Here is a 26,933-nt window from a genome sequence, read left to right as displayed (position 1 = left end):
GGAACATCGGGCCACCCGGTCGAAGCGTCCTGGGGCTGGCCCCACCCGCTCCCGTCAGGGGCGCGGCTGATCGTCCGGCCAGACCCCGATGTGGTCCTGCTCCAGCTCCAGCATCACACGGTGCTCCATGCCGAGCGCCTCCGTGTAGTCGGCGGGCAGTTGCAGCCGGCCCGCGCGGTCGAGCATCGCGTACTCGCGGGCCACCTGGGACTCCAGGCCGGTCGCCGCGTCGACCTCGGTGCGGCGCAGCACCTCGGAGGACGTACGGCCGTCGCGGATGGCGACGGTGCGGCGGACCTCGCTCGCCACGGCCTGGTCGTGCGTGACGATCACGATCGTGGTGCCGAGCTCCTCGTTGGCGCGGCGGAACGCGGCGAAGACCTGCTCGCCGGTGGCCGAGTCGAGTTCGCCGGTCGGTTCGTCGGCGAGCAGCACCGACGGGTTGTTCGCGAGCGCGACGGCGATCGCCACCCGCTGCTGCTGGCCGCCGGAGAGCTGCTCCGGGCGCCGGTCGCGGCATTCCTCCAGCCCCAGCATGCCGAGCAACGACTCGGCGCGCGCGGCGCGTTCACGGCCCAGGCCCCGGCCGCGCAGCTGCATGGGCAGGGTGATGTTCTGGACGGCGGTGAGGTACGGGAGCAGATTACGGGCGGTCTGCTGCCAGACGAACCCGACGACGTCCCGGCGGTAGCGGAGCCGTTCCTTCGGTCCCATCGCCAGCAGATCGGACCCCGCGACCTTCGCCGACCCGGCCGTGGGCACGTCGAGCCCCGCCAGGATGTTCATCAGGGTCGACTTGCCGCTGCCGGAAGCCCCGACCAGGGCCATCAACTCGCCCTCGGTGACCAGCAGATCGAGGCCCTGGAGGGCCTGCACCTCCACCCCGTCCGCCGAGAAGATGCGCACCACACGGTCGCAGGCGATCAGTGCGTCGTGCCCGTACGAGGGCCGGTCGCGGTGTGCGGTGGCCCGCTGTTCGAGTTCGGCCAGCGTGGTGTCGGTCGACGGCGACGTCATCGGGGGTCTCCTGACCTGAGTTCGGTGATCGGTCCGCGGCGGCCGGCCCACCAGGCCTGAACGGCGGCCACCGCGGCGGTGAGGACGACCACGCCGAGCGCCGGGAGCGTCAGCGACCACGGGTCGGCCCGCAGCGGAACGGTGTCGAGTGTGCCGGACCCAGAGCCGGGCCCGGTGGAGAGGGCGAGGTTCAGCAGGTCGACGCCCGGCGCCAGCAGGGCGGTCGTCGCCCATCCGACGAACAGCCCGCCGACGGCGGCCAGCAGCGCCTGAGGCATCGCTTCGAGGCCGAGGAGCCGCCGTCCCTGCCGGGAGGTGAGGCCCATGGTCCGCAGCCGGGCCAGCAGGGCGGTGCGTTCCGGGGCGCTCTGCAGCAGCGACAGCAGGACGGCCAGCAGGGCGTAGCCCGCGCCCGCCACGAGCGCCGCCGTGTAGATCCCCTCGGCGCCCCGCTGCATGGGGGTGTCGACGAATGCCCCGCGTGCCTCGGAACGCAGCTGTACGGAGACGTCCTTGCCCGCGTGGTGCGCCGCCGTGCGGAGCGCCTTCGTGTCCAGGGAGTCACCGGTGACCAGCAGCGAGGTGGTCTGGCGACGGGTGAACGACGCGGCGTCGACGATCAGGAAGTCGCTGTCGGACACGGCGGGAGTGCGCGTGACGGTACCCGCCACCCGGACCGTGAAGTTCCCGGCCGCCGTGGAGAGGTCGCGCGGCCGGTCGCCCAGCCGCTCGGCGACGGAACGCGAGGCGATGGCGGGCAGCACCCGGTCCTTCGACGCCTCCGCCCCCTTCGGCGCGGAGGTCCTCAACCGGTCGGCGGGGAACGGCCCGAGGCCCGTCGCGCGAGCCAGCCGCGCATACGTCGCCGGGTCGACGCCCACCAGGGTGGCGCCCTTCGTGCGCGTGTTCGCGGCCCCGTCGGTCGGCAGCGGAACGCCGTACTCGATCTGCACGCGTGCCACTTCCCGCACGCCGCCCGCTCCCTCCACCTCCCGGATCAGACGGTCCGACAGGGCCACGGAGCTGCCCGGACCGCCGATCCTGGCATCCGCACCGGTCGCGCGCACCGCCGCGTCGTCCCGCGCGTCCCCGATCCCGGTGAGCACCGAGCCGCCGAACGCCGCCGTGGTGAGCGCGATCAGCAGCGCGAGCAGCGGCAGCATGCCGCCCGCCGAGGTGCGCCCGGCGCGGGCCAGCGACAGGAAGCCGACCGCCCCGCGCCGCCGGGCGACGGAGCGCGAGGCGAGACGCAGCGGCAGCGGCAGGAGCCGCACGAGGACCAGGGCGGCGATCAGTCCGACGAGTACGGGGGCCGCGCTGACCAGCAGATCGCTGCCGCCCTCGCCGCCCGTGCCGCGCCGGCGCAGGGCGACGACCGCCCCGACGGCCAGCACCAGCAGGGTGAGTTCGGCGACCGTGCGCCGCCGTGACGGGCGGGCGTGCATCAGGTCGTCGCGGGCTTCGTGCAACTGCGGCCTGCGGTGCGGCAGCGCCGTACGCAGCGGCAGGACGACGCAGACCGCGACGGCGACGGCGGCCGCCGCGGCGACCGCGGGCCACAGCCGGGCCTCCCCGACGGTCAGCACGGCGATCAGCAGACCCAGTGCCGCCGCGGGCACCGCGGTCACCACCGTCTCCGCGAGCAGCCGGCCGGCGATGCCGTGCAGCGATGCGCCGCGCGAGCGCAGCAGGGCCAGTTCGCTGCGGCGCCGCCCGGCCAGCAGCCCGATGGTCATCAGCAGGACGACCGCGGCGACGGCCCCGATGCCCACGGCGGCGACCGTGACGACCGGGCCGATCGCGGTACGCAGGGTGTCGTACCCGGTGAGGATCTCGTCCAGGTCGGTCCTGAGCGCCGCGTTGCTGCCGGCCACCGCGCGCAGTTTCACCAGTCCGGGCCCGCCCTCCAGCGAGGCGACCGACGAGCGCAGTTCCGGCAGGTCGGTGGCGGCGAGGCGGGAGGCGTCCGGTGCGATCCGCCAGAATATTTCCGGCTGACCGGCGGTGGCGAGCAGCGCGGGCGCGGCGTCCGGGGGCAGCAGGATGCCGGCGGTCCAGTAATAACGCGTTCTGTCCCGCGGCACGGGCACCAGGGACGGGGTCCGGAGCAGCGGCTGGGCCGACCAGTAGGCGGCCTCGGGACGCTTCGGGGCGACGATGCCGGTGATGCGCACGGTCAGCGGAGTCCCGACCTGGGTCGGTACGGAGATGACCGAACCGGCCTTGATTTTCAGGGTCTTCGCGGTCTCCTCGGTGACCGCGCCCTCGATCTCCGGCTCGTCCGTCGTGACCTCGCCGTGGACGGCGGGCCATGTCCCCGCGCGCAGGGTGGCGTGGTCCGGGAGGGCGGGCAGGGTCGAGTAGGCCAGCGTGGCGGCGATGCCGTACGGCCGGGGCAGCCAGGACTCCGTCGCGACGATCGGTTCCCCGGTGCGGAAGCCGTACGCGGACTGGGCGGTGTCGGGCCGCACCACGTCGGGCAGCCCGGACAGCACCTTGCGGTGGACGGCCGCCAGCGGCGCATCGCGCACCGCCGCCTCACGCGCCGTCCGGGACAGCTGCAGTTCCGGCTGCGGCGCGCTCAGTTCCAGAACGCTGAGCCGGGGGTCCGCGGCGGAGATGTCGTGCCGCAGCCCCTCGGCCTCGTAACGGTCGACGGCGCGCGGGAACGCGGCGGCGAGGAACGCCGTCAGCAGGACCAGCAGCCCGAGCGCCCAGGCCGCGCCGGGAGCGGTACGCAGCCGGGTACGGACCCAGGGCGCGCAGGAGGCGGGGGCGCGACGGCCCCGGTCGGAACGCGAACGCGGGCTCATGTCAGTTGTCCCCTTGGTGGCGCAGCGAGGTCGCGGGGTCGGTGCCGCGCAGGGCGAGGCAGGCGACGATCACCAGCGGCAGCGCGGCGACGCCGGCCAGCAGCGCCGCGATCTGCCCGGCCGGCAGCTGCACCAGCACCGTGGGCACCGGCGCGGTGGCCTGCCCGGTCAGCACGATGAGCGGCACGACGGCGCGGTTCAGTACGGCCCCGAGCGCCGCCCCGACCAGCAGGGCGATCGCGATCAGCAGGCCCTGCTCGACGGCGATCATCCGGGTCAGCCGTCGGCGCGGCGTCCCCAGCGCCCGCAGGACGGCGAACTCGGCGTTCCGTTCCCGCTGCGTCCCGACGGCGCTCACCGCGAAGCCGACCGCGGCCAGGGCCGCGGCGACAAGCGCCACCGCGGGCAGCGCGGCCTGCGGCCCGGCGCCCAGCGGATCGCTGACCAGCTCCTGCGCGATCTCGTCGCGCACCCGGACCTGGGTCGGATCGGTGTCGGGCTGTGCCCGCAGCGCGGCGGCGGCCTTTCCGGCCTTTCCGGGGGCGGTGCTCAGCCACCACTCGTTGGCGGTGAGCGCGGCGCCCGGGCGGTGGGCGAAGACCTGGCCGACGGCCCTGAAGTCGAGCAGCAGGGCGCCACCGTCCCGGGCCCGGTCGGAGCCGGCTCCGGAGGCGTCGGAGCCGGGGCCCGTGGTGGGCAGCCGGCGTACCGCGTCGACGATCTTCACCCGGACCGTTTCGCCGGCCAGGGTGACATCGACGCTCTGCCCCTTCTTCGCCCCGGCCGCCTCCAGGTACGCGTCGGTGGCGATGGCGTTCAGCGCCGGGGCCGCGCCGCGGTGCACGGTGGCCCGGACGCTGAAGGACGGCGCCCACTCCATCGGTTCGGCGTCCGTGGCGGATTCGGTCTCGTACCCGAGGGCCAGCGGGGTCTGCGCGGAGGCGGTCGCGTCCACCGGCCGGCTGTCGGGCTCGGTCTCACTGAATCCGATGTCGCTCAGCGTCGCGTCCCAGCCGAAACCGCCGGGAACCGCGACCGGCTGCTCGGCCCCGTCGGCCGTCACGGCCCGGAGGCCGCTGATGTCGAACCGGTGCGTCCGGCCCGGGCCGGACGGGCGCTTGCCGTCCAGCTCGAACCCGGTCACGGCGAAGTCGCCCGCGGCCGCCACCGTGAACGCCAGCGGATGCGTCTTCCCGTCGACGGACACGGTTCCGGCCTGCACCCGGTACGGCAGGCCGTACCGGTCCTCCAGCAGCACGGTGATGAGCGGCCCGGTGCCGGACGACGACGGCCGCCCGGCCGCCCCGGCCGAGGTGATGCGCGCGTCGAACCGGACCTGCTCGCTGTTCTTCGGCAGCGCCAGCCCGGCCTGTGCCGTCCTCGGCGGGGCGAGGGAGTCGAACAGCTGCTCCTTCGGCCGGTCGCCGAGGTCGTCGCGCATCAGCATCCGCTCGGTGGCGTGCGCGGTGTCCAGGACGAGGACCTCGGCCGTGCGATCACCGGAGAGCTCCGCGGTCGTACGGAACGCGGGCGCGGCGTCCCGTACGCCCGGCATCCGCGCGTACGCGCCCGCCTTCGCCGGATCGCCCTCGACACCGCCCACCATGCGCAGCGACGCACCGGCCCTGAAGTCCGCCTGGTCGGCCTGCGAACGGTCCCAGGACGCGCGCTGCCCGACCGCCAGCATGCCCATCGCCACCGACAGGACCAGCAGCAGCACCGGCCCGGCATTGCGCAGCGGGCGCCTGCTGAACTGCCAGCCGGCCAGGGCCGTGATCAGTCCCCGGCCGCCCGCCGCACGGCGTTCCGCGAGCCGGGCCGCGGGCGGCAGCAGCCGCAGCGTCAGTACGGTGCCCGCGAGCAGCAGCAGGGCCGGCGCGGCGACCAGCAGCGGGTCCACGCCCAGACCGCCCTGCCGGTCGCCGCTCAGCGCACCGCCGCCCGACCCCGTCGTCTGGCGGTCGAGCTGCCAGTACGCCACGGCCGCGATCACCAGCAGGCCGATGTCGGCGCCCGCCCTCAGCGGCGCGGGCAGTGCCACGGCACGGCGGGAACCGCGTTCCCCGGAACCGGCCGCCAGCGCGGGCGCCACGACGGCCAGCGCACACGTCAGCGCGGTGACGACGGCGACCAGCCACACGGAGGCGGTGGCACCCCCGTCGAGCCGCAGCCCGAGCCGGGACAGCCCGCCGCGGTCCGCGAGCAGCCGGGTCAGCGGCCCGGCGAGCAGCGGGGCGACCAGCGCGGCGGGCAGGGCGAGCAGCAGGGCCTCGATCGCGGCGAGCGCGGTGATGCGGCCGCGCGATCCGCCGCGGGCCCGCAGCAGCCGGGTCTCTCCGTCGCGTTCACTGCTCAGCAGCCGGGCCACCAGCAGCAGCGCGTACCCGGCGAGCATCACCAGCTGGACGGCCACGATCATCACCGTCGAGCGGGAGACCAGCAGCGCCCGGTCGATCTGCTCCAGTACCTGGGGGAGCGAGGTCCGCACGGTGGCCCCGCTCCTGAACTCGGGCGTGGAGGGAAGTTTCTTCGGCGCGGCCGTGGCGGCGCTGTGCAGTGCGTCCATCCGGTCCGTGGTGACGGTGCGGAAGTCGGCGGACGCCAGCCAGGACAACTCGCCGGAGCTGACCCGTCCGGATCCGGTCACGGAGGGGTCGGTGAGCAGCGGACCGTATGTCGTGAAGTCGACCTTCCGGACGCCGCGCCCGCCGAGCTCGTCCAGCTGCCAGTACGGATCGGTCTGGTCGGACACCTCGTACACCCCGGTGACCAGCACGCGCAGCGGCTTGTCGTCCAGCCGGTCGGTGAGGGTCAGCCGCGAGCCGGGCCCCAGCTTCAGGGCCTGGGCGGCGGTGCGCGGCAGGGCGACCTGGACCGGATCGCCGGTCCTGCCGCTCCCCGCCGCCGGCATGCGGCCCTCGGCGAGCCGGACGCGGCTGCGGTCGAGCGAGGCGAAGTGGGTGAGATCCGGGTTGCCGCCCCGGACGGCCGGGGCCCGCGGATCGCGGGGCAGCGCGTACGCCGCCGACGTCTCCAGCGTCCGGACGGTCACGGGAAGGCCGTCGAAGGTGTCGCGGGCGACCTTCCGGGCCGCCGCGTCGGCCGTGTCCCGCTGCGCGGGTTCCACCTGCGCGGACATGACGAGGGAGGCGGCGGCCGCCGACCGGTGGGTGAGGGAGTGGCGCAGCGCCGCGTCGCCGATGGAACCGGAGAAGGCGGTGAGCGCGGCCAGTACCGATGTCGTGAGCAGCACGGCGAGCACGGCAGCGGCGAGCAGGAGCCGGTAGGCCCTCACCCGAAGAAAGACGAACCCCGTCACACGTGCCCCCCTGGACCCTCACCGCACATACGCCCCCCGGCGTTCCCCGGATGCTTTCAGGACGTACCTGCCATTGGAAAGCACTTGTGCGCACAACTTGATGGGATCGTGACCGTTATCCGGTGAGGGGCTCACGCATTTCGTATACGCCGCTGGAGCCGTTGGAGCCGGTGAAGAAGAACGGGGCGGGTCCTCAGCCCTCGGTGTTCACCATCGACGCGGCAGCGTACGTGAGGTAGTCCCACAACTGCCGATCGTGTTCCGGCGCCAGCCCGAGCTCGTCGAGGGCGACCCGCATGTGGCTCAGCCACGCGTCGTGCGCCGCACGGTCCACCCGGAACGGGACGTGCCGCATCCGCAGCCGCGGATGTCCGCGCCGCTCACTGTAGCTACGGGGCCCGCCCCAGTACTGGATCAGGAACAGCCTGAACCGTTCCTCGGCCGGGCCCAGATCCTCCTCCGGGTACATCGGTTGGAGCAGCGGGTCCTCGGCGACCCCCTGGTAGAAGCGGTGCACCAGGCGCCGGAAGGTCTCCTCGCCGCCGACCTGCTCGTAGAAGGTCTGCTCCTGCAGCGTGTCGCGCGGAATCTCAGTCACCCGTCCATCGTCGCAGACGCACCGGCCGAGGTCCGGGGTCCTAGGACTCCGGCCAGGTTCCTGGCTCCGGGGCCCCCGGCGCAGGAAGGTGGAGGTATGAATGACGCGCGCCCCGATCCCTTCGCCGCGGACGCCGCCGAGGAGCGGTGGGCGATGGTGCGCGGGATCGTGGCCGGCGGGGTGCTGACCGACCCGCGGTGGCGGGCCGCCTTCGAGGAGGTGCCGCGGCACCTCTTCGTGCCGTACTACTTCGTGGCCGGCGGAGCGGACCGTCTGTGGTGCGAGGACCCCGACCCGATCAGGCGGGCCCAGTGGCTGGGCGGGGCGTACGCGGACGGGGCGCTGGCCACCCGGATCCGGGACGGCGAGCTGATCTCGTCGTGCAGCCAGCCGTCGCTGATGGCCCGGATGCTCGAAGAGCTGGCCGTACGGGACGGGCAGCGGGTCCTGGAGATCGGCGCGGGCAGCGGCTACAACGCGGCGCTGCTCTCGCACCGGCTCGGCGACGACGCCGTGACCACCGTCGACCTCGACCCGGAGATCACCGAGTCGGCCCGTCGGCATCTGGCGGCGGCCGGATACCGCCCGACGGTGATCACCGGGGACGGGACCCGGGGCTGGCCTCCGCGCGGCCCGTACGACCGGATCATCGCGACCTGCACCCTGCCGTGCGTTCCGCAGGCATGGCTGGGCCAGTGCGCGCCGGACGCACGGATACTGGCGCCGTTCGCCACCGGGCTGATCGCGCTGGGGGTGCACGAAGGAGAACGCGGAAAGTACGCCGAGGGCCGGTTCCTGCACACACCCGCGTACTTCGTACCGCTGCGCGGCACGCCGTCGCGGCCCGAACGGCGCCCGCACCCGGGCACACTGCCCCGGCGCATCGGCGAGAACCAGCTCTTCCAGTTCCTGCTGGCGCTGACCGGGGCCGCCCTCGACCCCCGCGAGGCCCTCTCCCTCTGGCAGCGCGAGCGCCGCCCCGAACGGGAGAGGTTCGGCGTCACGGTCCGGGACGGGCGGCAGTGGGCCTGGCTGGACGACCCCGAGGGGCCGTACGTCTGGCCACTGCCCAGCGGGTAGCGCGGCCCGCCCGATCAGAGGTCACCCGACAGGCTCTCAGTCCCGCCGGACCGTGATCGTCGTCCACGCCCCGACATGCACCCGGTCGCCGTCCTGGAGCGGGATAGGGACGTACGGCTGGATCGGGTCCTCGGCGCCGTTGAGCGTGGTGCCGTTGGTGGAGTTCTGGTCGACCACGGCCCAGCCGCCGTCGGGCTGCTGCACCAGCACCGCGTGCTGGTGCGAGACGCCCGGGTCCTCCGGTGGCACGGACAGATCGATGTCGGGGGACTCACCGGTGCTGTGCCTGCGGCGGCCGATGGTGATCTGGCTGCCGGCCAGCGGAAGCTGCTGCTCCGGGGAGTACGCGGGCAGGTTGAGCCCGGTCGCCTCGGGGCCGCTGCGCTGCATCATCGCCAGGAAGTACTCACGGTCCGGGGCGATGACCGCGGTCCAGCTCGCGGGCGGCTGGTTCTGGTTCTGCCCCGGGACGGGCGGCTGCTGCTGCGCCGGGGCCGGTGGCTGCGGAGCCTGGGGCGAGGACGGCGGCGACAGCATCCAGTCGTCGTCGCCGCCGGACCGCGGCGGCTGTACCTGCTGCGGGGCGGGCGGCTGCGGGGCGACCGGCTGCGGACCGGGCGGACTGGACTGATCGAACGCGGGCGGCGCCGACTGCTGCTGGAACGGGGGCGGCGCGGACTGCTGCTGGAACGGCGGGGGCGGTGCCGACTGCTGCTGGAAGGGCGGCGGAGGCGGCGGCCCCTGCTGCTGGAAAGGCTGTGGCGGCTGCGGCGACTGGGGCCCCTGTGGCGCGGGCCCGGGGCGGCCGCCCTGGTCGGCGGAGAGCGGCTCGGCCGGCCGGTTCACCTGCGAGGGCCGCGAGCCCTGGTACTCGAACGGGTCGCGCTGCTGCGGAGGGCCCGGCGGCTGCTGGGCCTGGAAGCCCGGCGGCAGGTTGAGACCCGGCGGGGGGCCGGTAACGCTGTGGGACGGCGCCAGCGGGGTGTACGACGTCGCGGTGTTCGTGAGGAAGTTCCAGCGGCACTCCTCGCAGAACGGCGCCATCGCCTCACGTGGCGTGCGGCACTGCGGGCAGAGCTCGGCCGGCTGGGTCGCGTCCGCGCCGGAGCCCTGCGGGTGGCCGTAACCGGGAGCGGGCGGCGGGGGAGGCGGCGGGGGGACGGCACCCGCAGGCGCGCCCGCCCCGGTCATGCGATGGCCGCAGACCTCGCACCAGTCGTCGGAACCCGACTGGTGTCCGTTCGGGCAGGTCGGCATGTCGGTGCTTCCCCCTCTCCTCGTCCGGCCCCGGGGGCCGTGGATTCTTCCTGCTCTTCGCCACCCGGACCCGGATCGCTCCGGCCGGTCGGCCCGACTGCGCGGCCGTGTGGCTGTGCGGTTATTTCTTGACGCGAACGGTCTTGGTCGAGCGTGTTTCGAGTGTCATCGAGTCCGCTTGCGCCACCTTCGCCTTCAGTCGCACAGTACCGGTCGCGGCATCGACGACGTCCACCACCTTCGAAAGCAGTTTCGCAGTGTCCTCGTTCCCGGACGCCGACGCCAGCTGCACGGCGCGGCCCAGTTTCGCGGTGGCGTCGTCGAAGTCTCCGGACTTGCGGGCATCGAGCCCCTGTTGGATGACCTGTGCCAGTTCCGCCTGGCCGGTGTAGTGCGCGACCTGCGGGTTCATCGAGGTGGACGCGGCCATGTCCGCTGTCCACACCGCTCGTACGAGGCCCTGCGAAAGCGTCTGCGGCACGCCGCCCGACGGGTCGGGAAGGATCAGCGAGACCCGGGACGCCAGCATCTCCTGCCCGATCCCCGCCTCCGGCACCTGGACGCACACGTGGTAGTCGCGGGACTCGTCGCCCCAGGAACCTGTGGGATAGTCCCCGGCGCGGGGGCCCGCCTCGGTGCGGCGGCCGGTCAGATCGACGACGGCCGGTGCGACCTGTTTCACGAACGCGATCTCGACCCCGACGGGCGTCCAGAGCCGCAGCGCGACATCCGCGACCTCCTTGCCCATCGCGTTCTCCATCATCTGCGTGAAGTCCGCGGCCAGCCCCGCCGGGTCGGCGATGATGTCGGCCGTGCCGAGCAGCGCGGACGCCACGTCTGTGACCTCTTTCACCTCCCAGTCGGTGCCGACACCGCGGGCGTCACAGGTGAAACGGCCCGCGCAGGATTCCAGCGCGGCCCGCAGGTCCTCCGGCGCCTCGTGCTCGTTGCGGCCGTCGGTGAGCAGGATGCCGTGCCGGATCGCCACATCGGCGGCGCCGAGCAGCCGGTCGGCCAGCCGCAGCCAGGTGCCGATCGCCGTACCGCCGTCGGCGCTGAGCGCGCGCAGGGCCTGCTTCGCCTGGGCCTTGGTCCGCGCGTCGGCGAAGGCCAGCCTGCCGTTGCCCGGGTAGACCTCCTTGGCGACGTGCGTGCCGCCGACCACGGCGAACGAGGTGCCGTCGCGCAGGGTGTCGATCGCCGCCGCCGTCGCGTCGCGGGCATTGTGCATCTTCGCCGGCGGATAGTCCATCGACCCGGAGCAGTCGACCATGATCACCACGGCGGCGCCCGACGCCTGCCCCGGCACGCCCGGGGGCGTCGCGGCCGCACCGGACAGCGGGACTCCGCCGGTGGTGCCGCCTCCGGTCGAGGTGACCGTGACGATCGCGTTGACCTCGCGACCGCCCTCCGGCAGATATTCGTTCTGGTACACCTCGACGAAGAACTGCGGCACGTTCGACTTGGAGAAGTTGGCCATCTGATCGGCTCCTCGGGACTCCAGGTGTCGGATGAAGACAGCTGTGAGGGAAGGCATGCGGGCGGAAACGGATGAGTGCGGGCTGAGGTGACGGGACGAAGCGGACGGGCGGAAACGGAATCAAGCGTTACGGAACGGGACTCATGTGTCGCCGCACGCCGATCCTGCCCCCTGCGGCACCACCGCGAACGGCAGCAGGGCCACTGTTACGTTGTCGTGGCCCCCACCGTCGAGCGCGTGCCCCACCAGCACCTGGGCGCCGTGCAGCGGCCGCAGCTGCGCGTCGGCCGGCACCACCGCGGCCATCTCGGCCGCCGACTCCGCGTAGTTCCACAGACCGTCCGTGCACACCACCACGAGACCGGGCCGGTCCGGTTTGAAGGACGCGGTGTGCGGCTCCAGTTCGTACGCGTCGGCGCCGAGCCACCCCGTGATGGCGTGGGCGCGCTCGTCCGCGTACGCCTCGGCCTCGTTCATCAGACCCGCCGCCACCATCTGCGCGGCCCAGGAGTCGTCCTCGGTCAGCCGGGCGGGCGGGCAGGCGCGGTCGTCGGGCACCCAGTAGGCGCGGCTGTCGCCGACCCAGCCGACGACCAGCAGGCCGCCCGCCATGATTGCGCCGACCAGCGTGCACGCCGGGGCGTTCTGGTGGCGGCGCGGTTCCTGCTCCGCGGCCCGGCCGGGCTCCCGGGCCAGGGAGTTGACCGCCTCGGCGGCCACGACGATCGCCTCGTGCATCGCCTGCTGCGGATGGGTGCCGCGCGGCAGCGACTCCAGCAGTGCTTCGTTGGCGGCGCTCGCGGCCGCCGCCGACGCCTCGTCGGGGCGGCTCGCCGAGGAGACACCGTCGCAGACGATCGCGACGACGGCCGGTGAACCGTCGGGCAGAGCGGTGGTCGACACCGCGAACGAGTCCTCGTTGCGGTGGTGGCGCAGGCCCCGGTCGCTGACGGCGGCCACCGATTCGAGCTCCTGCTCCATGTGGTCGCGCTCGCGCGGCTGGGCGTGACCGCAGTTCTCGCAGTAGCCGTCGGTGTCGACCCGGCCCGCCCGGCAGGCCACGCACACCTTGGTGCCGGCCGGCGGCGTGGCGGGCAGCTCGGCGGCGGGGGTACGGGGGTCGGGCGCGGACGTCTCGGCCGACGGGGGGGACGAGGCTCCGGGCACGGCCTGCGGTGCGGCTCCGGGTACGGTCCCCGGCGCGGCCAGCTCGAAGTCGCCCGATCCGTCCCGCGCGTTCGGTCCGTCCGACCCGTCCGACCCGTCCGACCCGTCCGACCCGTCCGATCCGTTCGACCTGTCCGATCCGTCGGACCGGTCCGCCGCCGGGTGCTCTGCCGGAGTGCGGGCGGCCGCCGCCGCACCGTTCTCCGCAGGCGCGGCCATGGCGATCGTCGGGTGGTCCTGCGGCGGTTCGGGCACGGCCGAGAGGTCGTACCCGCACGCGCCGCAGAACAAGTCCCCCGGCTCCAGCGGCTCCTCGCAGCCGGGGCACTTCGACAGGGCCGTCTCCTCGGGTTTCTGCGACATTTTCACACCCACGTCCGGGGGCGGAAACGGTTGGCCCGCTCCACCAGTTCGATCCTCTCGTCGCCGGGCTCCGCGAGCCGGGCGAGCATCCGGTACGAACGCTCCAGCCCCAAACGCAGGCCACGCTCGTCCAGCTCACTGCCGAGCAGTGTCTCCGGTCTGCCCGGTCCGGCAGACGCGTGCGACTGCGGGGCCGAGGGCGGAGCCGTGGGACCACTCGAGAGTATCCAGTCGAGCGCCGTACCCAGCACCTCCGTCGACAACCGCTCCCGGCGCACCGCGTCCAGACCCAGGCCGACCAGCCCCGACACCTGGGCCGACGCGGCCACCAGATCGGTGATCAGCGGCTCGTCCGGGGCCCGGTCACGGAGCCGGGCCCGCACCGCGGCGACCCGGGCCGCCGTGTAGTGGATCGACGCCTCCGGTACGGACTCCAGCGCGCTGACGGCCCCGGCCCGGTCCCCGGCGGCGATCCGCACCCGGGCCAGGCCGAACGCGGCGCTGACGAAGCCGGGGTCGGTCATCCACACCAGCCGGTAGTACTCGGCGGCGTTGTCCAGCTGGCCCAGGACCTCCGCACAGATCCCCAGCGCCAGCTTGGGCGCCGGCTCGCCGGGGAACGCGTCGTACACCGCGTCGAAGGAGAGCGCCGCGTTCTCGTGGTCGCCGGTCACCAGCGAGGTGACGCCGCGGTACCAGACGACCCGCCAGTCGTCCGCGTACGTGTTCTCCAGCTCCGTCAGGGCCTGCCCCGCAGCACCGAGTTCGTGCAGCTCCAGGCGGGCCCGCAGCTCACGCAGCCGGGTCTCCAGCGACGGCACGGGTACGCCCTGGAGCGCGGTGATCAGTTCGGCGGGGGCGGCGGTCATCAGCCCGGCGAGGAAGCCCGCGTTGGGGTCGGTCGCGTCGACCCGGGGCACGGGCAGCGCGAGCGAGGTGGACGGCACGTCGAGCCCGGCCGGCCGGGGGCCCTCGGGGGCGTACGGACCCGACGGCGCTCCGGGGGCGCCGGCCGGGACGCGCGGGGCCGGAATCGCGGCCTGCGGCTGCGCGTACGGGAAGGGCGCGCCGCTCCCGGGGGCCGCGCCGTTCGCCTCCGCGGGGCCGCCGGCCCGGACATGCGTGGGCGGCGTGGGCGGCGCGGCCGGCGGGGCGGTACCCGGCGCGGGGTGACCGGCCGCGGGCGGCGCACCCGTGGGCAGCGCGCCCGGCCCCGGTCCGGCGGGAGACACCGCGGGCGGGACCGGGGCAGCGGCCCCCGCCCCGGTGCGCCGCCGGCCGAAGCGCCCGGACGCCGCCGGAGCGGCAGCCCGTGCCCCCAGCCGCGACACATCGCCCGTCAGCTCGGCGAACAACTGGGTGTCCGTGACCCGCACTTCCGTACCGAACAGCGTCGACAGCGCCGGCCGCGGCCGGCGCGTCTGCAGCGCCACCACCTCGCGCAGCACACCCGTCAGCTGCTCCGCCATCTCCGCCGCCGAGGCGAACCGTCGCGTCGGATCCGGGTCGGTGGCCCGCACCAGCAGCCGGTAGAACGACTCGTAGGTCCGGAAGACCTCGATGTTGTCCGGGTCCGGCAGCGAGTCCACGAAGACGTTGGTGTAGCCCTGGAAGTCGAAGGTGAGCACTGCCAGCGTCCGCGCGACCGTGTACAGATCGGAGGCGACCGACGGGCCGGCCTCCGCGACCTCCGGCGCCTGATACCCCACCGTGCCGTAGATCGCCGACTCGTCGTCGTCCATCCTGCGGACCGCGCCCATGTCGATCAGCTTCAGCTGGTCCTCGGTCTGGATCGCGTTGTCGACCTTGAAGTCGCAGTAGAGCAGGTTGCGGCTGTGCAGATGACCGAGCGCCTCCAGCGCCTCGATGCCGTACGCGCACGCCTGGTCGACCGGCAGCGGATCGCGCTTCCCGGCCGGGGTGCGGCGCTCGTTCGCGATCTCCTTGAGCGCCTTGCCGCCGACGTACTCCATCACGATGTAGCCGTCGAGCGAGCCGGTGCGCTGGTCGAGATGCTCGACGAAGTTGTAGATCCGGACGATGTTGGAGTGCTCGATCTCGGCGAGGAAGCGGCGCTCCGAGATGGCGGCCGCCATGGCGTCCTGGTCACCGGTGTCGAGCAGCCCCTTGAGGACCACCCAGCGGTCCGACACGGCACGGTCGACCGCGAGATAGACCCAGCCGAGCCCGCCGTGCGCCAGGCACCCCGCGACCTCGTACTGGCCGTGCACGATGTCGCCCTCGCCGAGCTTGGGCACGAAGGAGTACGGGTGACCGCACTTGGTGCAGAACCCCTCCGTGCGCCCCGCCCGTTCGCCGCGGGCCCGGCCCACCGGGGCCCCGCAGTCGGAACGCGAACAGAACCGCTTCCGCTCCGGCACCTCCGGGTTCCCCATCACCGCCGAGCGCGGGTCGGGACGCGGCACGTCCGGAACCTGCACCAGGCCCACGCCCAGCCTGCCCCGGGCGGACGAGCCCGTGGACGAACCGGAGGAACGCACCGACACCGAAGGGGACGTGGTGCCACCGGACAGCGAGCGCGAGAGCCGCCCCGAAACGGAACGCCGTGACGTCGACGAGCGGGACGAGGAACGGGAGGACGCCCGGGACGAGGCCCGCGAACTGCTGTCACCGCCCCGGCCGTTCGTGCTGCTCGCGCCGCCGCCCGCGATTCCGGTCGGCGGCGAACTCACCATGCCGTTCGGGGAGACGACCGGAGCCAGACCGCAGGTGTCGCAGTACAGCTCACCGCCGCCCATGTCCTCGTAACTGCCCTCGCACGCGGGGCGCTGGCACTGCGTACTCATGGTCCGTCCCCCTGCTCGCCCCGCCGCCGCGGCGGCCCTTGCGCCTTGCGCTCTTCGGTACTCATCGCCGGTCCTCCGGTCCCGGGGCCCGGCTCTGGGACAGCAGTTCGGCCGCCGTCTCCTGGTAGCGCAGCACCGCCTGCGCGGCGACCCGCAGATCGCACGGCGCGCTCCACAGCATCCGGCGCGCCGCGTCGTACCGCTCGATCAGCAGCGGGTCCTCGGCCAGACCGTGCCGGGCGACCTTCGCCTTGTACGCGTCGAGCCTGCCGCGCAGCTCCGCACGGACGGCCAGCGGGGCCGTGACCGCGGTCAGCGACTCGCGGGCCCGCAGCAACTCCTCCTCGGCCTCCCGCTCCAGCGTCTCCAGCAGCGGCGAGAGCCGGTGCCACTGGGCGTGCCTGCGGTACTCCGAAGCGGCGGCCAGCCGCTCCTGGAGCGCGGTCGCCGGACCGCTGACCGCGGGCACCTCGGAAGCGGCGATCTTCGCCAGCACCTCGCCGCGCGCCGACCGGGCCTCGGTGAGGGTGCGGTCCGCACGTGAGAGGACGTCACGCAGCTGGACCAGCCGCTGCTCGGCGTCCTGACGGACCGCGAGCACCGCCTCGATCTCGCGGCGCACGTCGTCCAGGGCGCGGGCCGCCCGGTCGTAGCGCGTCGTGTCGGGCCGTCCGCCGCCCGGTGCCGAACTGCCGGGCCCCGACAGCCAGAAGGCCAGCGGATCGGAGATCACCTGCACCCGCAGCGTGGCCAGCTCGTGGGTGATCGCCTCCAGGTCGTCACCCGCCGGGTGCTCACCGGGCCGGACACCGACGGAGTGCGCCAGCGAGCGGGTGCGGTGCAGCTCGGCGGCGAGCAGATCGATCCGGGCGGGCAGCGCGGACCACACGGAGTCGGAGGCGACGACCATGTCCAGCGAGCGGGCGTACAGGTCGTTCATCCGGGCGACCAGCTCCTCCAGCGTGAACCGCTCGGAGAGTTTGGCCGGACCGGTGACCGACGGACCGGGACGGCCGGCCGCGTGTGCCACGATGACGCCCTGGCCGCGCAGCAGTTCGGTGAGGGCCACCAGGTCGTCCCGGTTGGGGTGACGCCGGCGGGCCCTTATCGCGCGGGCCTCGGCCAGCGCCCCCGCGTAGGCGTCGAAATACCCCCACAGCAGCGCGATCGAGTGCTCGGTGGTGGCCCAGCGCTCCTTGGTGACGCCGGTCAGATCGGCGCCCTCCAGGAGCCGGCGGCCCGCGTGGTCCTGCAGGGCGAGGAGCGAGGTCTCGATCGCCTCGTGCTCCGCGCCCAGCCGGGCCAGAGCGCGGTCCGCCTCGTCCCGGTCCATGACCGGGCCGGGGGACCTCCCCGCGTAGCCGGGGAAGGGGCCCGCGACGCTCATCGATCACCTCTCCGCTCCTCCTGCCGGGACGGGCCCGGCAGGATCAGTGCCACTGCCTCGCCGGCCTGGTCCGCGCCGTCGCGCGCATCCGGCCGGCCCGGCACTAGTTGCTCCGGTACTTGGGTGCCGGCGGCGCCTTCATCCCCGGCAGACCGGCCTCCAGCCACTTCCGGTACGACACCATCCAGGGGCTGTCCGCTCCACCGCTGCGGTAGTCGACCAGTACCTGGTTGACCCGGGCCACCAGATCGTTCGCACCGAGCTTCGCCGCCACGCCGTAGTACTCGGTGGTGAACGGCTTGTCACCCTTGAGCTCGACCGCCGGGTCCTGGGCGGCCTGGCCGGCCGCCAGCGCGTTGTCCGTGACGATCGCGTCGACCTCGCCCAGCTGGAGCCGCACCAGGCAGTCCAGCTGGTTGGGGACGGTGAGCTGGTCCTCGTCCGCGCCCGTGCCGTCGTGCGGGTCCTTGAAGACCGCGCCGAACGACTGCTTCTCCAGCGCCTCGTACGCGGTGGAGCCCTCGGCGGTGCAGACCCGCTTGCCGGCCAGGGACGTGTCGAACCCGGTGATCGTCGACTTCTTCGGCGCGAGGACCTGCTGCCCGGCCTGGAAATAGGCGGTGGAGAACGAGACCTGGTCCAGCCTGGCGCAGTTGATGGTCATCGTCCGGACGACGACATCGACCTTGTCGTTCTCCAGGGCGGCGATGCGCTGGTTGGTGGGGATGGCCCGGAAGATCACCGCGTCGGGATCGCCCAGGATGTCCTTGGCGATGGCCCGCACCAGATCGATGTCGAAGCCTTCGAGACTGCGGGTCTCCGGATCGCGGTATCCCCAGCTGAAACTGTTCTGGTCGACACCCGCGATCAGCTTTCCGCGCCGCTTGATCTTCTCGATGTTCGGACCACTGCCGGACGACGGCGGCAGGCTCGCCTCCGGGTCCGTGCAGTTGCCGGCCCGGGCCTGCACCGCCTGTGCCGCACCCGGCCCCGAGACGTCACCGCCGAAGGCGCCGACGCCGCCGTGGGAGAGCGGCAGCAGGGTGAGCGAGGCCGTCACCGCGCAGGCCACGGCCATGCCCGTCACCCCGCCCCAGCCGCGCAGCCCGCCGCGCGTGCGCGTCCTGGTCATCGCTCCCCCTCTCACCGGTACTCCGAGAGCCTGCGGTTGACCCCGATGACCGCGGCGACGGCACCCAGCGCGGCCAGCGCCGCGGCCCCCGCCGGCAGCCCGCCCAGCGCCCCGCGCCCGTCCTTCGCGGCCCGGGTGAACTGGCCCTGCTCATGGGCGAGCGCCTGTTCCAGCGCCTCGTCCACCCGGTTGAAGGACTCACCCGTCGAGTCCTTCGCCCCGATGATCTGCTTCAGCGCGCCCTCGTAGTCGCCGCTGTCATCGGTCGTGCGGGCGGTCCGATGGCGGCCCTGCCACTCGGAGACACCGTTGATGGCGTTCGCCACCGGCCCGCTCCCCTGGGAGTCGTCGGCGAGCCTGCCGGCCTTGCTCAGCTCTTCGCCGAGGGCCTTCATGCCCGTGTTGTAGTCGGTCTCGTACTTGTCGTTCCTGCCGTCCGCGGTGAGTACCGCACCTCGGGCGACCAGAGTGAGGTTCTCATTGGCGCGGGCCTTCAGCGAGTCGATCCGCGCGTGGTTGAGAACATCGAGGGACTGCTGCCCCTGCACATCGGCGTCCCGCAGTGCGGACCGCGCCACCGTGTGCCCCATGGCGAGCCACAGCAGCAGCACGGTGGACGCGGCGGTCGCGACGAGCAGCCCATGGTTGAAGACCCGGTTCGTCCTGCGGTAGTTGCGCCGCTGCGCCCAGAACAGCGCGGCCAGCGCCACGACACCGAACCCGAGCGAGAGACACGGCCAGGCCCTGGCCGTATCGCTGTCCTGGCCCAGCCGGCCGGTCTCCGCCGTGTACAGCCGCTCGGCGGCCGGCAGCAGGACGTTGGTCATCTTCTGGTTCGCGTACCGGAGATAGGCGCCGCCCAGCGGCAGGCCCTGCCGGTTGTTGGCACGGGCCCGCTCGATCAGGCCCGTGTACCGGGGGAGTTCCTCGTTGAGCGTGGTGATCTCGTGCCCGGAATCGGTCGACGCGTCCGTGTTGGCCGCGGCCTTCACCAGCAGCCGGGACGCCTCCTTGATGTCCCTGTCGTACCGGTCGTGGACATCGCGCGGTTCCTGCGCCCCGGCCAGGAAGCCGCTCGCCGCCGCGGTGTCGGCATCGGCCAGCGAGCGGTAGATGTCCGCCGCGCCGGCGCTCAGCGGCTGGCTGCGGCTCACCACGTCGTCGGCGGCGGCCGCCCGGTCGGTGATCTCTAACGTCGTCACGGCCCCGAACGCGACGACGAGCAGGGCCAGCGCGGCCCCGATGATCCGGAGCCTGCCCGGTTCGGTCGTCGCCGCGGTTCGCAGCCGTTCCGTCGTCTCGGACAGGGCGCCGCGCCGCGGCGGAGCGGGTACGGTCGCGGGCACGGGCGGCTGCGCCCGTGCGTGGCGCGGCGCCGTGCGTACATTCGGCGGGTATGTCACTCGACCTCCCCCTCGGTCACTGACGGTGGCCCGGTCCCCGGCCGATCGGGGGCTGGTGCCCGGCCAGAAGTATGGCCGCAGGGACCGGCATCCACACCACGAACGTCCGGATTCCGCATCGGTCCACGGACACGGTCACCCGCATTCGATCAAGGGCCGCGCCGCCGATCAAGCCGATCGGCGGACCGGACCCGGAAGTGGACCGATCTCCCCACCCGTGAACACGTCCGGGACAACTGATCGGTTCCCGTACGCAAGAGGCGTCCCGCGACGTGAAACGCCGCGGGACGCCCGAGAGGCTCTGAGAGCCCGTACGGATCAGCTGTACTGCGCACGCAGCCTCTCGTGCACCCCGGCTGCCGCCCCCGTGTGATCGAGGCCGAGCAGCGCGGCCCCCAGCACCGGAGGCTCCGTCACCACCCGGACCGCGGCCTTCGGCGCCTGTGCCGAGAGGAGTTCGCCGATCCTGTGGTCCAGCTGCGGGTGACGGGCCGCCAGCACGCCGCCGCCCAGCACCACCGGCGTCTCCTTCTCCAGCAGGCCGAGCCTGCGCAACGCGACCGACGCCATCGCGACGACCTCCTCCGCCAGCCGGTCCACCAGCGCGCCCGCCACCGGGTCCCCGGCCGCCGCGGTCGCGAAGAGCACCGGGGTCAGCTCGTGCCGGCGCTCGAACTCGACCCGGCCCAGATGCAGTGCCTCGATCAGCCCGTACATCGAGTCGAGCCCGAAGTGCGCGGGCAGGGTGCGGACCAGCTCGGTCGGCTCACCGCGGCCGTCCTCGGCCCGCGCGGCGAACCACATCGCCTCCTCGGCCAGCCCCGAACCGCCACCCCAGTCACCGGAAATCCGGCCTATGGCGGGGAAGCGCGCGGTCCGCCCGTCCGGCACCATGCCGACACAGTTGATCCCCGCACCGCAGACCACGGCCACCCCCCGCGGCTCGTCGACGCCCGCACGCAGGATCGCGAAGGTGTCGTTGCGCACCTCCACCGTGGCCCCCCAGCCACGGGCATGCAGCGCCCGCGCCAACTGCTCCTCCTCCACCGGGAGGTCGGCGTTGGCGAGGCAGGCCGACACATGCGCGACGGAGCCGGCCGGCGCGCCCGACAGCTCCAGCACCCGGCCGACGGCCGCACCGAGCATGTCCACGGCCGCCTCGACGCCCACGACCGGCGGCTGGAAGCCACCGCCGCGGGCCGTCGCCAGTACTGTTCCGTCCTCGCCGATCAGCGCCACATCGGTCTTGCTGTTCCCCGCGTCGATCGCGAGGACCGAAGCGTTCACGCCCACGCCAGGTGCTCCCGGTTGTGCGCGATCAGCTTGTCGGTGAGCGCCTCGGCGTACTCGATCTGGCCGATCAACGGGTGGGCGAGCAGTGCCTTGAACACCCGGTCCCGGCCACCGCGGAGCGCGGCCTCCAGGGCGAGGTCCTCGTACGCCGTCACATTGGCGATCAGACCGGCGTACAGCGGGTTCAGCTGGGGAACGGCGAGCGGCGTCGCACCCGTGCCGTCGACCCGGGCCTGCACCTCGATCACCGCGTCGTCCGGCAGGAACGGCAGCGTCCCCCTGTTGTACGTGTTGACCACCTGCACCGGGCTGCCGCCCGAGCCGAGCAGCGAGGACGCCAGGTCCACCGCGGCCTCCGAGTAGAAGGCACCGCCGCGCTTGGCGAGCAGCGCGGGCTTCTCGTCCAGCGCCGGGTCGCCGTACATGGCGAGGAGTTCCTTCTCCATCGCGGCGACCTCGGCCGCCCGGGACGGCTTGGTGCCGAGCTCCCGTACGACCGCGTCGTGCGCGTAGAAGTAACGCAGGTAGTACGAGGGGACGACGCCGAGCCGGTCGACGATCGCCCGGGGCATGCGCAGATCGTCCGCGATGGTGTCGCCGTGCTCGGCGAGCAGCCTCGGCAGGACGTTCTCGCCGTCGGGGCCGCCGAGGCGGACGCCGAGCTCCCAGGTCAGGTGGTTGAGCCCGACATGGTCGAGGTGCACCTCACCGGGGGTGACGTCGAGGAGCCGGGCGAACTTCCGCTGGAAGCCGATGGCCACGTTGCACAGGCCGACGGCCTTGTGCCCGGCCTGGAGCAGCGCCCGGGTGACGATGCCGACCGGGTTGGTGAAGTCGATGATCCAGGCGTCCGGGTTGGTGCGGCGGACCCGCTCGGCGATGTCCAGGACGACCGGGACGGTGCGCATCGCCTTGGCGAGGCCGCCGGCCCCGGTGGTCTCCTGGCCGACGCAGCCGCACTCCAGCGGCCAGGTCTCGTCCTGGTTGCGGGCGGCCTGGCCGCCGACGCGCAGCTGGAGCAGGACGGCGTCGGCGTCGGCGACGCCCGCGTCGAGGTCCGAGGTGGTGACGATCCTTCCCGGGTGGCCCTGCTTGGCGAAGATCCGCCGGGCGAGGCCGCCGACGAGTTCGAGACGGTCGGCCGCCGGGTCGACGAGCACCAGCTCCTCGATGGGCAGCGTGTCCCGCAGCCGGGCGAAGCCGTCGATCAGTTCAGGTGTGTAGGTGGACCCGCCACCAACTACTGCGAGCTTCATAGGTCAGCCCTTTACTCCGGTCAGTGTGACGCCCTCGACAAACGCCTTCTGGGCGAAGAAGAAGACGAGGATCACGGGGGCCATGACCAGTACGGTCGCGGCCATGGTCAGGTTCCAGTCGGTATGGTGTGCGCCCTTGAAGGACTCCAGGCCGTAACTGAGGGTCCAGGCGGCCGGGTTCTCGGAGGCGTAGATCTGCGGGCCGAAGTAGTCGTTCCAGGCGTAGAAGAACTGGAAGAGTGCGACGGCGGCGATGCCCGGCTTGGCCATCGGTACGACGACCCGCATCAGCGTGCGGAACTCACCGCAGCCGTCGACCTTCGCCGCGTCGAGGTACTCGTTCGGGATGGTCAGCAGGAACTGCCGCAGCAGGAAGATGGAGAACGCGTCACCGAAGGCCATCGGGATGATCAGCGGCCAGAGCGTGCCGGACATGTCCAGCTGCTTCGCCCAGAACAGATACATCGGGATGACGACGACCTGCGGCGGCAGCATCATCATCGAGATGACGAGCATCAGCGACAGATGCCGCCCGCGGAAGCGGAACTTGGCGAGCGCGTACGCCACGGGCACCGATGACACGACGGTGAGAACGGTGCCGAGCCCCGCGTACAGCAGGGTGTTCCGCCACCAGGTCAGGAAGCCCGGGGTGTCGAACACCTTCCGGTAGTTGCTCCACTCGAAGGGGTGCGGCCACAGATCGCGGGTCAGCGCCTGCTGATCGCTCATCAGAGAGGTGAGCAGCAGGAAGACGAACGGCAGCACGAAGAAGAGCGCGGCCGCGACGCCGAGCGCGTGCACGGCGATCCAGTTCAGCAGTGCCTTGCGGCGTGCCATGCGTTCGGCCGGGGTGGCCGGTTCGGCCGCGCCGTCGGCCGCCTTGAGGGTGTCGAGGGCCTGCGCCACGTCACTCACCTGCCTGGATCAGCCCGCTGCGGCGCCGCATCAGCAGTGCGGTGAACGCCATGGCGAGTACGAAGAGGACGAGCGCGACCACGCAGGCGGAGCCGTAGTCGAAGCGCTGGAAGCCGAGGTTGTAGACGAGCTGCGGAAGCGTCAGTGTCGACTTGTCGGGATAGCCCGGTTCGAACTGCTGCCCGGAGCCGCCTATCACGCCCGAGGCGACTTTCCCCGCCACGAGCGGCTGGGTGTAGTACTGCATCGTCTGGATGATCCCGGTGACCACGGCGAACATCACGATCGGCGAGATGTTCGGCAGGGTGACGAAGCGGAACCGCTGGAACGCGGACGCCCCGTCCAGCTCCGCCGCCTCGTACTGCTCCTTCGGCACGTCGAGCAGCGCGGCCATGAAGATCACCATCAGGTCGCCCACCCCCCACACCGCGAGCGCGGTCAGCGCCGGCTTGGACCAGGTGGCGTCGGTGAACCAGCCCGGCGTGGGCAGCCCCAGATCGCCGAGGAGCGAATTGACCGGCCCCGTACCCGGGTTGAGCAGAAAGACGAAGCCGAGCGTCGCCGCGACGGGCGGGGCCAGGTACGGCAGGTAGAACAGGGTCCGGAAGACCCCGGTGCCCGTCTTGATCTTGGTGATCAGCAGCCCGATGCCGAGGCCGAACACCACCCGGCAGGTCACCATGACCACGACCAGCCAGAGCGTGTTGCGCAGTGCGGGCCAGAACAGCGGGTAGTCGTCGAAGACGAACGACCAGTTCTTCAGCCCGCTGAATTCCGGGGCCGCGAAGCCGTCGTAGCTGGTGAAGGAGAAGTAGAGCGTGGAGATCAGCGGGTAGGCGAAGAAGACGCAGAACCCGATCAGCCACGGCGACATGAAGGCCGCCGTGCGAAGCGCCGACCGGCGGCGCTTCGAACGGAGCGCGTACGTGTTCGTACTCGGACTCGTACTCGGACTCGGACTTGGAGTCGTCATAGTGCTCATCGCGCCGCTACTTCGCCTGTGCGATCGCCGCGTCGATCTCCTCGGCGGTCTTCTTCAGGCCCGCCTCGATGTCCGTCTGCTTGCCCTTCTCGATGTCGAATCCGAGGTTCTGCAGGGACACCAGGTACGCGCCGCCGTTCACCGAGGGAGGCGTGGTGGTGCTCTGCGGGTTCGCGGCGATGTCCAGGAACGTCTTGAGCCGCGGGTCGTACTTCAGCTTCGGCGACTTCAGCGCGTCCAGCGTGGACGGCACGTTATGGATCGCGTTGGCGAAGTTCACCACCGCGTCGGTGTCGGTCGTCATGAACTTCACCAGCTCCCAGGCCGCGTTCTGCTTCTGCGAGGTGGCGGCGATACCGGCGACGGTGCCGGTCAGATAGCCCTTGCCGTAGGTGTCGGCCTCGTTGTCGGCGACGGGCATCGGGGCCACCCCGATCTCGAACCCCGGCTTGGTCTCCTCGGCCATCCCGAGCCGCCACCCGCCGTCCAGCTGCATGGCCACCTGGCCGGTGTGGAACGGGTGCTTGGCGCCCCACTCGTCACCGAACGACGTGCGGTACTTCTCCAGCTTCTCGTAGCCGCCCAGGTCGTCGACCAGCTTCTTCTGGGTGGTGAGCATGGCGGCGAACGCCGGGTCCTTGGCGATGTTCGACTTGCCGTCCGCGTCGAAGTACTTCGGGTTCCAGCCGCCGAGGTAGTGCTCGGTCGTCGACTCGTAGCCGTGGTAGTTCGGCATGAAGCCGAGCTGCTCGTACGAGTCGCCCTTGGTCTTCGTCAGCTTCTTGGCGTCCGTGGCCAGTTCCGACCAGGTCTTCGGCGGACTGGTGATGCCGGCGGCCTTGAAGGCGTCCTTGTTGTAGTAGAGGCCGTACGCGTCACCGAGCAGCGGCACGGTGCAGCGCACACCGTCGAACTGCGTGTACTCGTTCATCGCCTTGGGGAACGTCTTGTCCGGGTCGATCCCGTCCTTCTTCAGGAAGGGGTTCAGATCGACGAACGCCTTCGACGAACAGAACTTGCCGACATTGTTCGTGGTGAACGACGAAACGACGTCCGGGGCATTCGAACCGCCCGCCCGCAGCGCCTGGTTGATCTTGTCGTCGGTCATGTTGCCGACGACCTTCACATGAATGTTGGGGTGCGCCTTCTGGAAGGCGTCGACGGTGTCCTGGATCCCCTTGACCTCGTTCGGGGCACTCCAGCCGTGCCAGAAGTTGATGGTCGTGTCCTTGGACGCGTCATCACTGGCACCGGAGTTGCTCTGCCCCGTACAGGCGGAGGCGAACAGCGACATCGCGGCGGTCGCGGCGAGCGCGGCGGCCGTCTTCCGGCGGTTTCCCGACATGGCGGTGACTCCCGATGAAGGATGGGGACGGAGCAGGGCGATGGTGGAGGCGAGGGGACGGGCAGGGGATCAGTGCGACGTGTCGAAGACTTCGTCACGGGTGGTGGCGAGTGCGCTCTCCAGCGCGCCGCGCAGGACGGGGCGGTGCGTGACGGCACCGGCGATCAGCCGGGGCCGGGAGGCCGCCAGCTCGACGAGCTCGGACTCCACCCGGCCGCGCAGCGGTTCCCCGCCGGCCGCGATCAGCTCGCCGGACAGCACGACGACCTCCGGGTCCAGTACGGCGACCATCGAGGCGAGGCCGGTCGCGAGGCCGGTCGCGAACAGATCGAGGAGCCGGGGGTACGGGCCGCCCTCACCCGCCTCCGCGGCCTCGGCGGCCCGGGCGATCAGACCGGCCGCGACCTCGTGATGGGTGCCCGGGGCGCTGACCGTCGCATCGTCGATGCCGAGCTTCCGGGCCAGCCGGGACAGCACCTGCGCGCCCGCCAGCTCCTGGAAACCACCCGCGTTCACCTTGGTGACCTGGCGGACCAGCGGGACGCCCGGCACCGGCAGGAAGCCGACCTCGCCGGCGCCGCCGGTGAAGCCGCGGTGCAGCCGTCCGTTGATGACGAGGGCGGCACCGAGCCCCTCCTCGTTCCACAGCAGGACGAAGTCGTCGTGCCCGCGCGCCGCGCCGAGCCGCTGCTCGGCCACCGCGACCAGGTTCACGTCGTTCTCGTACTCGACCGGCATCGGCAGAAAGGCGGCCAGCTCGTCCAGCAGGGCGGGGGAGTGCCAGCCGGGAAGATGCGAGGCGTACCGCAGCCGCCCGGTGCCCGGGTCGAAGGCGCCCGGGGTGCCGATGACGACCCGGTGCACGTCGGAGCGGGTGAGCCCGGCGTCCTTGACCGCGCCGTCCAGTGCGTCCGCCACCTGGCGCACCACACTGTCGGCGCGCCGCCCCGGGGTGCGCAGCTCGAACTCCCCGACCGTCTCACCGGTCACATCGGCGACGGCGGCGACGATCCGGCGGGCGTTCACGTCCAGCCCCGCGACATGGGCGGCCCGCGCGTTCACCGCGTACAGCTGGGCGTTGGGTCCGGGCCGCCCTGCCACGGTCCCGGTGGCGACGACCAGCCCGGCCGCCTCCAGCCGCGAGAGGAGCTGCGAAGCGGTGGGCTTGGAGAGCCCCGTCAACTTCCCGATCCTGGTGCGGGAGAGGGGCCCGTGCTCCAGCAGCAGATCGAGGGCGGCCCGGTCGTTCATGGCCCGCAGAACGCGGGGGGTACCCGGTGTGGTTCCGGCCATGAGCACTGCACCTGCCCTCTGTTAGG

At 72.5% G+C, this 26,933-nt stretch carries 18 protein-coding genes; 1 reads left to right on the top strand and 17 read right to left on the bottom strand.

Translation table 11 applies throughout. From position 1 onward, the window contains the following. Nucleotides 1-54: 54 nt before the first annotated feature. From ACF08M_RS01045 to ACF08M_RS01030, 4 genes are all read right to left on the bottom strand, one after another. The gene (locus tag ACF08M_RS01045) at nucleotides 55-1,017 is read right to left on the bottom strand and encodes an ABC transporter ATP-binding protein (RefSeq protein WP_392183129.1); all 963 of its coding nucleotides are present in this window, start codon (nucleotides 1,015-1,017) and stop codon (nucleotides 55-57) included. After that, entirely contained in the window at nucleotides 1,014-3,830 is a 2,817-nt protein-coding gene (locus ACF08M_RS01040; protein WP_392183128.1) for an FtsX-like permease family protein, read from the bottom strand. Before ACF08M_RS01040 ends, ACF08M_RS01045 begins: the two co-directional genes overlap by 4 nt. A gap of 1 nt (nucleotide 3,831) precedes the next feature. Then, nucleotides 3,832-7,149, bottom strand: coding sequence for an FtsX-like permease family protein (locus ACF08M_RS01035; RefSeq protein WP_392183127.1), 3,318 nt, complete (start codon nucleotides 7,147-7,149; stop codon nucleotides 3,832-3,834). A gap of 193 nt (nucleotides 7,150-7,342) precedes the next feature. After that, complete coding sequence (locus tag ACF08M_RS01030) at nucleotides 7,343-7,747, bottom strand: globin (protein ID WP_392183126.1); 405 nt, start codon at nucleotides 7,745-7,747, stop codon at nucleotides 7,343-7,345. Between the two features lie 96 nt (nucleotides 7,748-7,843). Between ACF08M_RS01030 and ACF08M_RS01025 the strand changes: the two genes are divergently transcribed. Continuing rightward, nucleotides 7,844-8,827, top strand: coding sequence for a methyltransferase domain-containing protein (locus tag ACF08M_RS01025; protein ID WP_392183125.1), 984 nt, complete (start codon nucleotides 7,844-7,846; stop codon nucleotides 8,825-8,827). 36 nt (nucleotides 8,828-8,863) lie between these two features. Here the strand turns inward: ACF08M_RS01025 and ACF08M_RS01020 are convergent, their stop codons facing one another. The 13 genes from ACF08M_RS01020 to ACF08M_RS00960 all read right to left on the bottom strand — a co-directional run bounded on the left by ACF08M_RS01020 (nucleotide 8,864) and on the right by ACF08M_RS00960 (nucleotide 26,907). Continuing rightward, nucleotides 8,864-10,084, bottom strand: a complete 1,221-nt coding sequence (locus tag ACF08M_RS01020) for an FHA domain-containing protein (protein ID WP_392183124.1) — start codon at nucleotides 10,082-10,084, stop codon at nucleotides 8,864-8,866. 121 nt (nucleotides 10,085-10,205) lie between these two features. Further along, complete coding sequence (locus ACF08M_RS01015) at nucleotides 10,206-11,564, bottom strand: VWA domain-containing protein (protein WP_392183123.1); 1,359 nt, start codon at nucleotides 11,562-11,564, stop codon at nucleotides 10,206-10,208. A gap of 141 nt (nucleotides 11,565-11,705) precedes the next feature. After that, on the bottom strand, nucleotides 11,706-13,094 hold the full coding sequence (locus tag ACF08M_RS01010) for a protein phosphatase 2C domain-containing protein (RefSeq protein ID WP_392183122.1): 1,389 nt from the start codon (nucleotides 13,092-13,094) through the stop codon (nucleotides 11,706-11,708). Between the two features lie 2 nt (nucleotides 13,095-13,096). Further along, complete coding sequence (locus ACF08M_RS01005; RefSeq protein WP_392183121.1) at nucleotides 13,097-15,901, bottom strand: tetratricopeptide repeat protein; 2,805 nt, start codon at nucleotides 15,899-15,901, stop codon at nucleotides 13,097-13,099. Between the two features lie 61 nt (nucleotides 15,902-15,962). After that, complete coding sequence (locus ACF08M_RS01000; protein WP_392183120.1) at nucleotides 15,963-17,288, bottom strand: hypothetical protein; 1,326 nt, start codon at nucleotides 17,286-17,288, stop codon at nucleotides 15,963-15,965. Between the two features lie 103 nt (nucleotides 17,289-17,391). Continuing rightward, nucleotides 17,392-18,420 carry a glutamate ABC transporter substrate-binding protein gene (locus tag ACF08M_RS00995; RefSeq protein WP_392183119.1) on the bottom strand — a complete coding sequence of 343 codons (1,029 nt, stop codon included), beginning with the start codon at nucleotides 18,418-18,420 and terminating at the stop codon, nucleotides 17,392-17,394. Between the two features lie 11 nt (nucleotides 18,421-18,431). After that, on the bottom strand, nucleotides 18,432-19,823 hold the full coding sequence (locus tag ACF08M_RS00990; protein WP_392183118.1) for a hypothetical protein: 1,392 nt from the start codon (nucleotides 19,821-19,823) through the stop codon (nucleotides 18,432-18,434). A gap of 318 nt (nucleotides 19,824-20,141) precedes the next feature. Beyond that, nucleotides 20,142-21,116: an N-acetylglucosamine kinase gene (locus tag ACF08M_RS00985; RefSeq protein WP_392183117.1), complete on the bottom strand. Its 975-nt coding sequence runs from the start codon at nucleotides 21,114-21,116 to the stop codon at nucleotides 20,142-20,144. Then, the gene (locus ACF08M_RS00980; RefSeq protein ID WP_392183116.1) at nucleotides 21,107-22,372 is read right to left on the bottom strand and encodes a 6-phospho-beta-glucosidase; all 1,266 of its coding nucleotides are present in this window, start codon (nucleotides 22,370-22,372) and stop codon (nucleotides 21,107-21,109) included. The genes ACF08M_RS00985 and ACF08M_RS00980 overlap by 10 nt, the downstream gene beginning before the upstream one ends. 3 nt (nucleotides 22,373-22,375) lie before the next feature. Beyond that, complete coding sequence (locus tag ACF08M_RS00975; protein WP_392183434.1) at nucleotides 22,376-23,209, bottom strand: carbohydrate ABC transporter permease; 834 nt, start codon at nucleotides 23,207-23,209, stop codon at nucleotides 22,376-22,378. 70 nt (nucleotides 23,210-23,279) lie between these two features. Then, complete coding sequence (locus ACF08M_RS00970; protein WP_392183115.1) at nucleotides 23,280-24,161, bottom strand: carbohydrate ABC transporter permease; 882 nt, start codon at nucleotides 24,159-24,161, stop codon at nucleotides 23,280-23,282. Nucleotides 24,162-24,276: 115 nt separating this feature from the next. Further along, nucleotides 24,277-25,614, bottom strand: a complete 1,338-nt coding sequence (locus tag ACF08M_RS00965; RefSeq protein WP_392183114.1) for an ABC transporter substrate-binding protein — start codon at nucleotides 25,612-25,614, stop codon at nucleotides 24,277-24,279. 69 nt (nucleotides 25,615-25,683) lie between these two features. Continuing rightward, a complete protein-coding gene (locus ACF08M_RS00960) occupies nucleotides 25,684-26,907 on the bottom strand; it encodes an ROK family protein (protein WP_392183113.1) in 1,224 nt (407 codons plus the stop codon). Between the last annotated feature and the right edge of the window lie 26 nt (nucleotides 26,908-26,933).

Origin of the sequence: Streptomyces sp. NPDC015032 (assembly GCF_043080425.1) — a bacterium.
Lineage (GTDB): Bacteria > Actinomycetota > Actinomycetes > Streptomycetales > Streptomycetaceae > Streptomyces.
This window is presented reverse-complemented; position numbering and strand designations above follow the sequence as displayed.

Coding starts and splice junctions, on each gene's coding strand:
- ACF08M_RS01025 (WP_392183125.1), top strand. CDS start 7,844: ATGAATGACGCGCGCCCCGATCCCTTCGCCGCGGACGCCGCCGAGGAG.
- ACF08M_RS00970 (WP_392183115.1), bottom strand. CDS start 24,161: ATGTCGCCGTGGCTGATCGGGTTCTGCGTCTTCTTCGCCTACCCGCTG.
- ACF08M_RS01045 (WP_392183129.1), bottom strand. CDS start 1,017: ATGACGTCGCCGTCGACCGACACCACGCTGGCCGAACTCGAACAGCGG.
- ACF08M_RS01015 (WP_392183123.1), bottom strand. CDS start 11,564: ATGGCCAACTTCTCCAAGTCGAACGTGCCGCAGTTCTTCGTCGAGGTG.
- ACF08M_RS01005 (WP_392183121.1), bottom strand. CDS start 15,901: ATGAGTACGCAGTGCCAGCGCCCCGCGTGCGAGGGCAGTTACGAGGAC.
- ACF08M_RS00975 (WP_392183434.1), bottom strand. CDS start 23,209: ATGGCACGCCGCAAGGCACTGCTGAACTGGATCGCCGTGCACGCGCTC.
- ACF08M_RS00965 (WP_392183114.1), bottom strand. CDS start 25,614: ATGTCGGGAAACCGCCGGAAGACGGCCGCCGCGCTCGCCGCGACCGCC.
- ACF08M_RS00960 (WP_392183113.1), bottom strand. CDS start 26,907: ATGGCCGGAACCACACCGGGTACCCCCCGCGTTCTGCGGGCCATGAAC.
- ACF08M_RS00980 (WP_392183116.1), bottom strand. CDS start 22,372: ATGAAGCTCGCAGTAGTTGGTGGCGGGTCCACCTACACACCTGAACTG.
- ACF08M_RS01040 (WP_392183128.1), bottom strand. CDS start 3,830: ATGAGCCCGCGTTCGCGTTCCGACCGGGGCCGTCGCGCCCCCGCCTCC.
- ACF08M_RS00995 (WP_392183119.1), bottom strand. CDS start 18,420: ATGACCAGGACGCGCACGCGCGGCGGGCTGCGCGGCTGGGGCGGGGTG.
- ACF08M_RS01010 (WP_392183122.1), bottom strand. CDS start 13,094: ATGTCGCAGAAACCCGAGGAGACGGCCCTGTCGAAGTGCCCCGGCTGC.
- ACF08M_RS01020 (WP_392183124.1), bottom strand. CDS start 10,084: ATGCCGACCTGCCCGAACGGACACCAGTCGGGTTCCGACGACTGGTGC.
- ACF08M_RS01000 (WP_392183120.1), bottom strand. CDS start 17,288: ATGAGCGTCGCGGGCCCCTTCCCCGGCTACGCGGGGAGGTCCCCCGGC.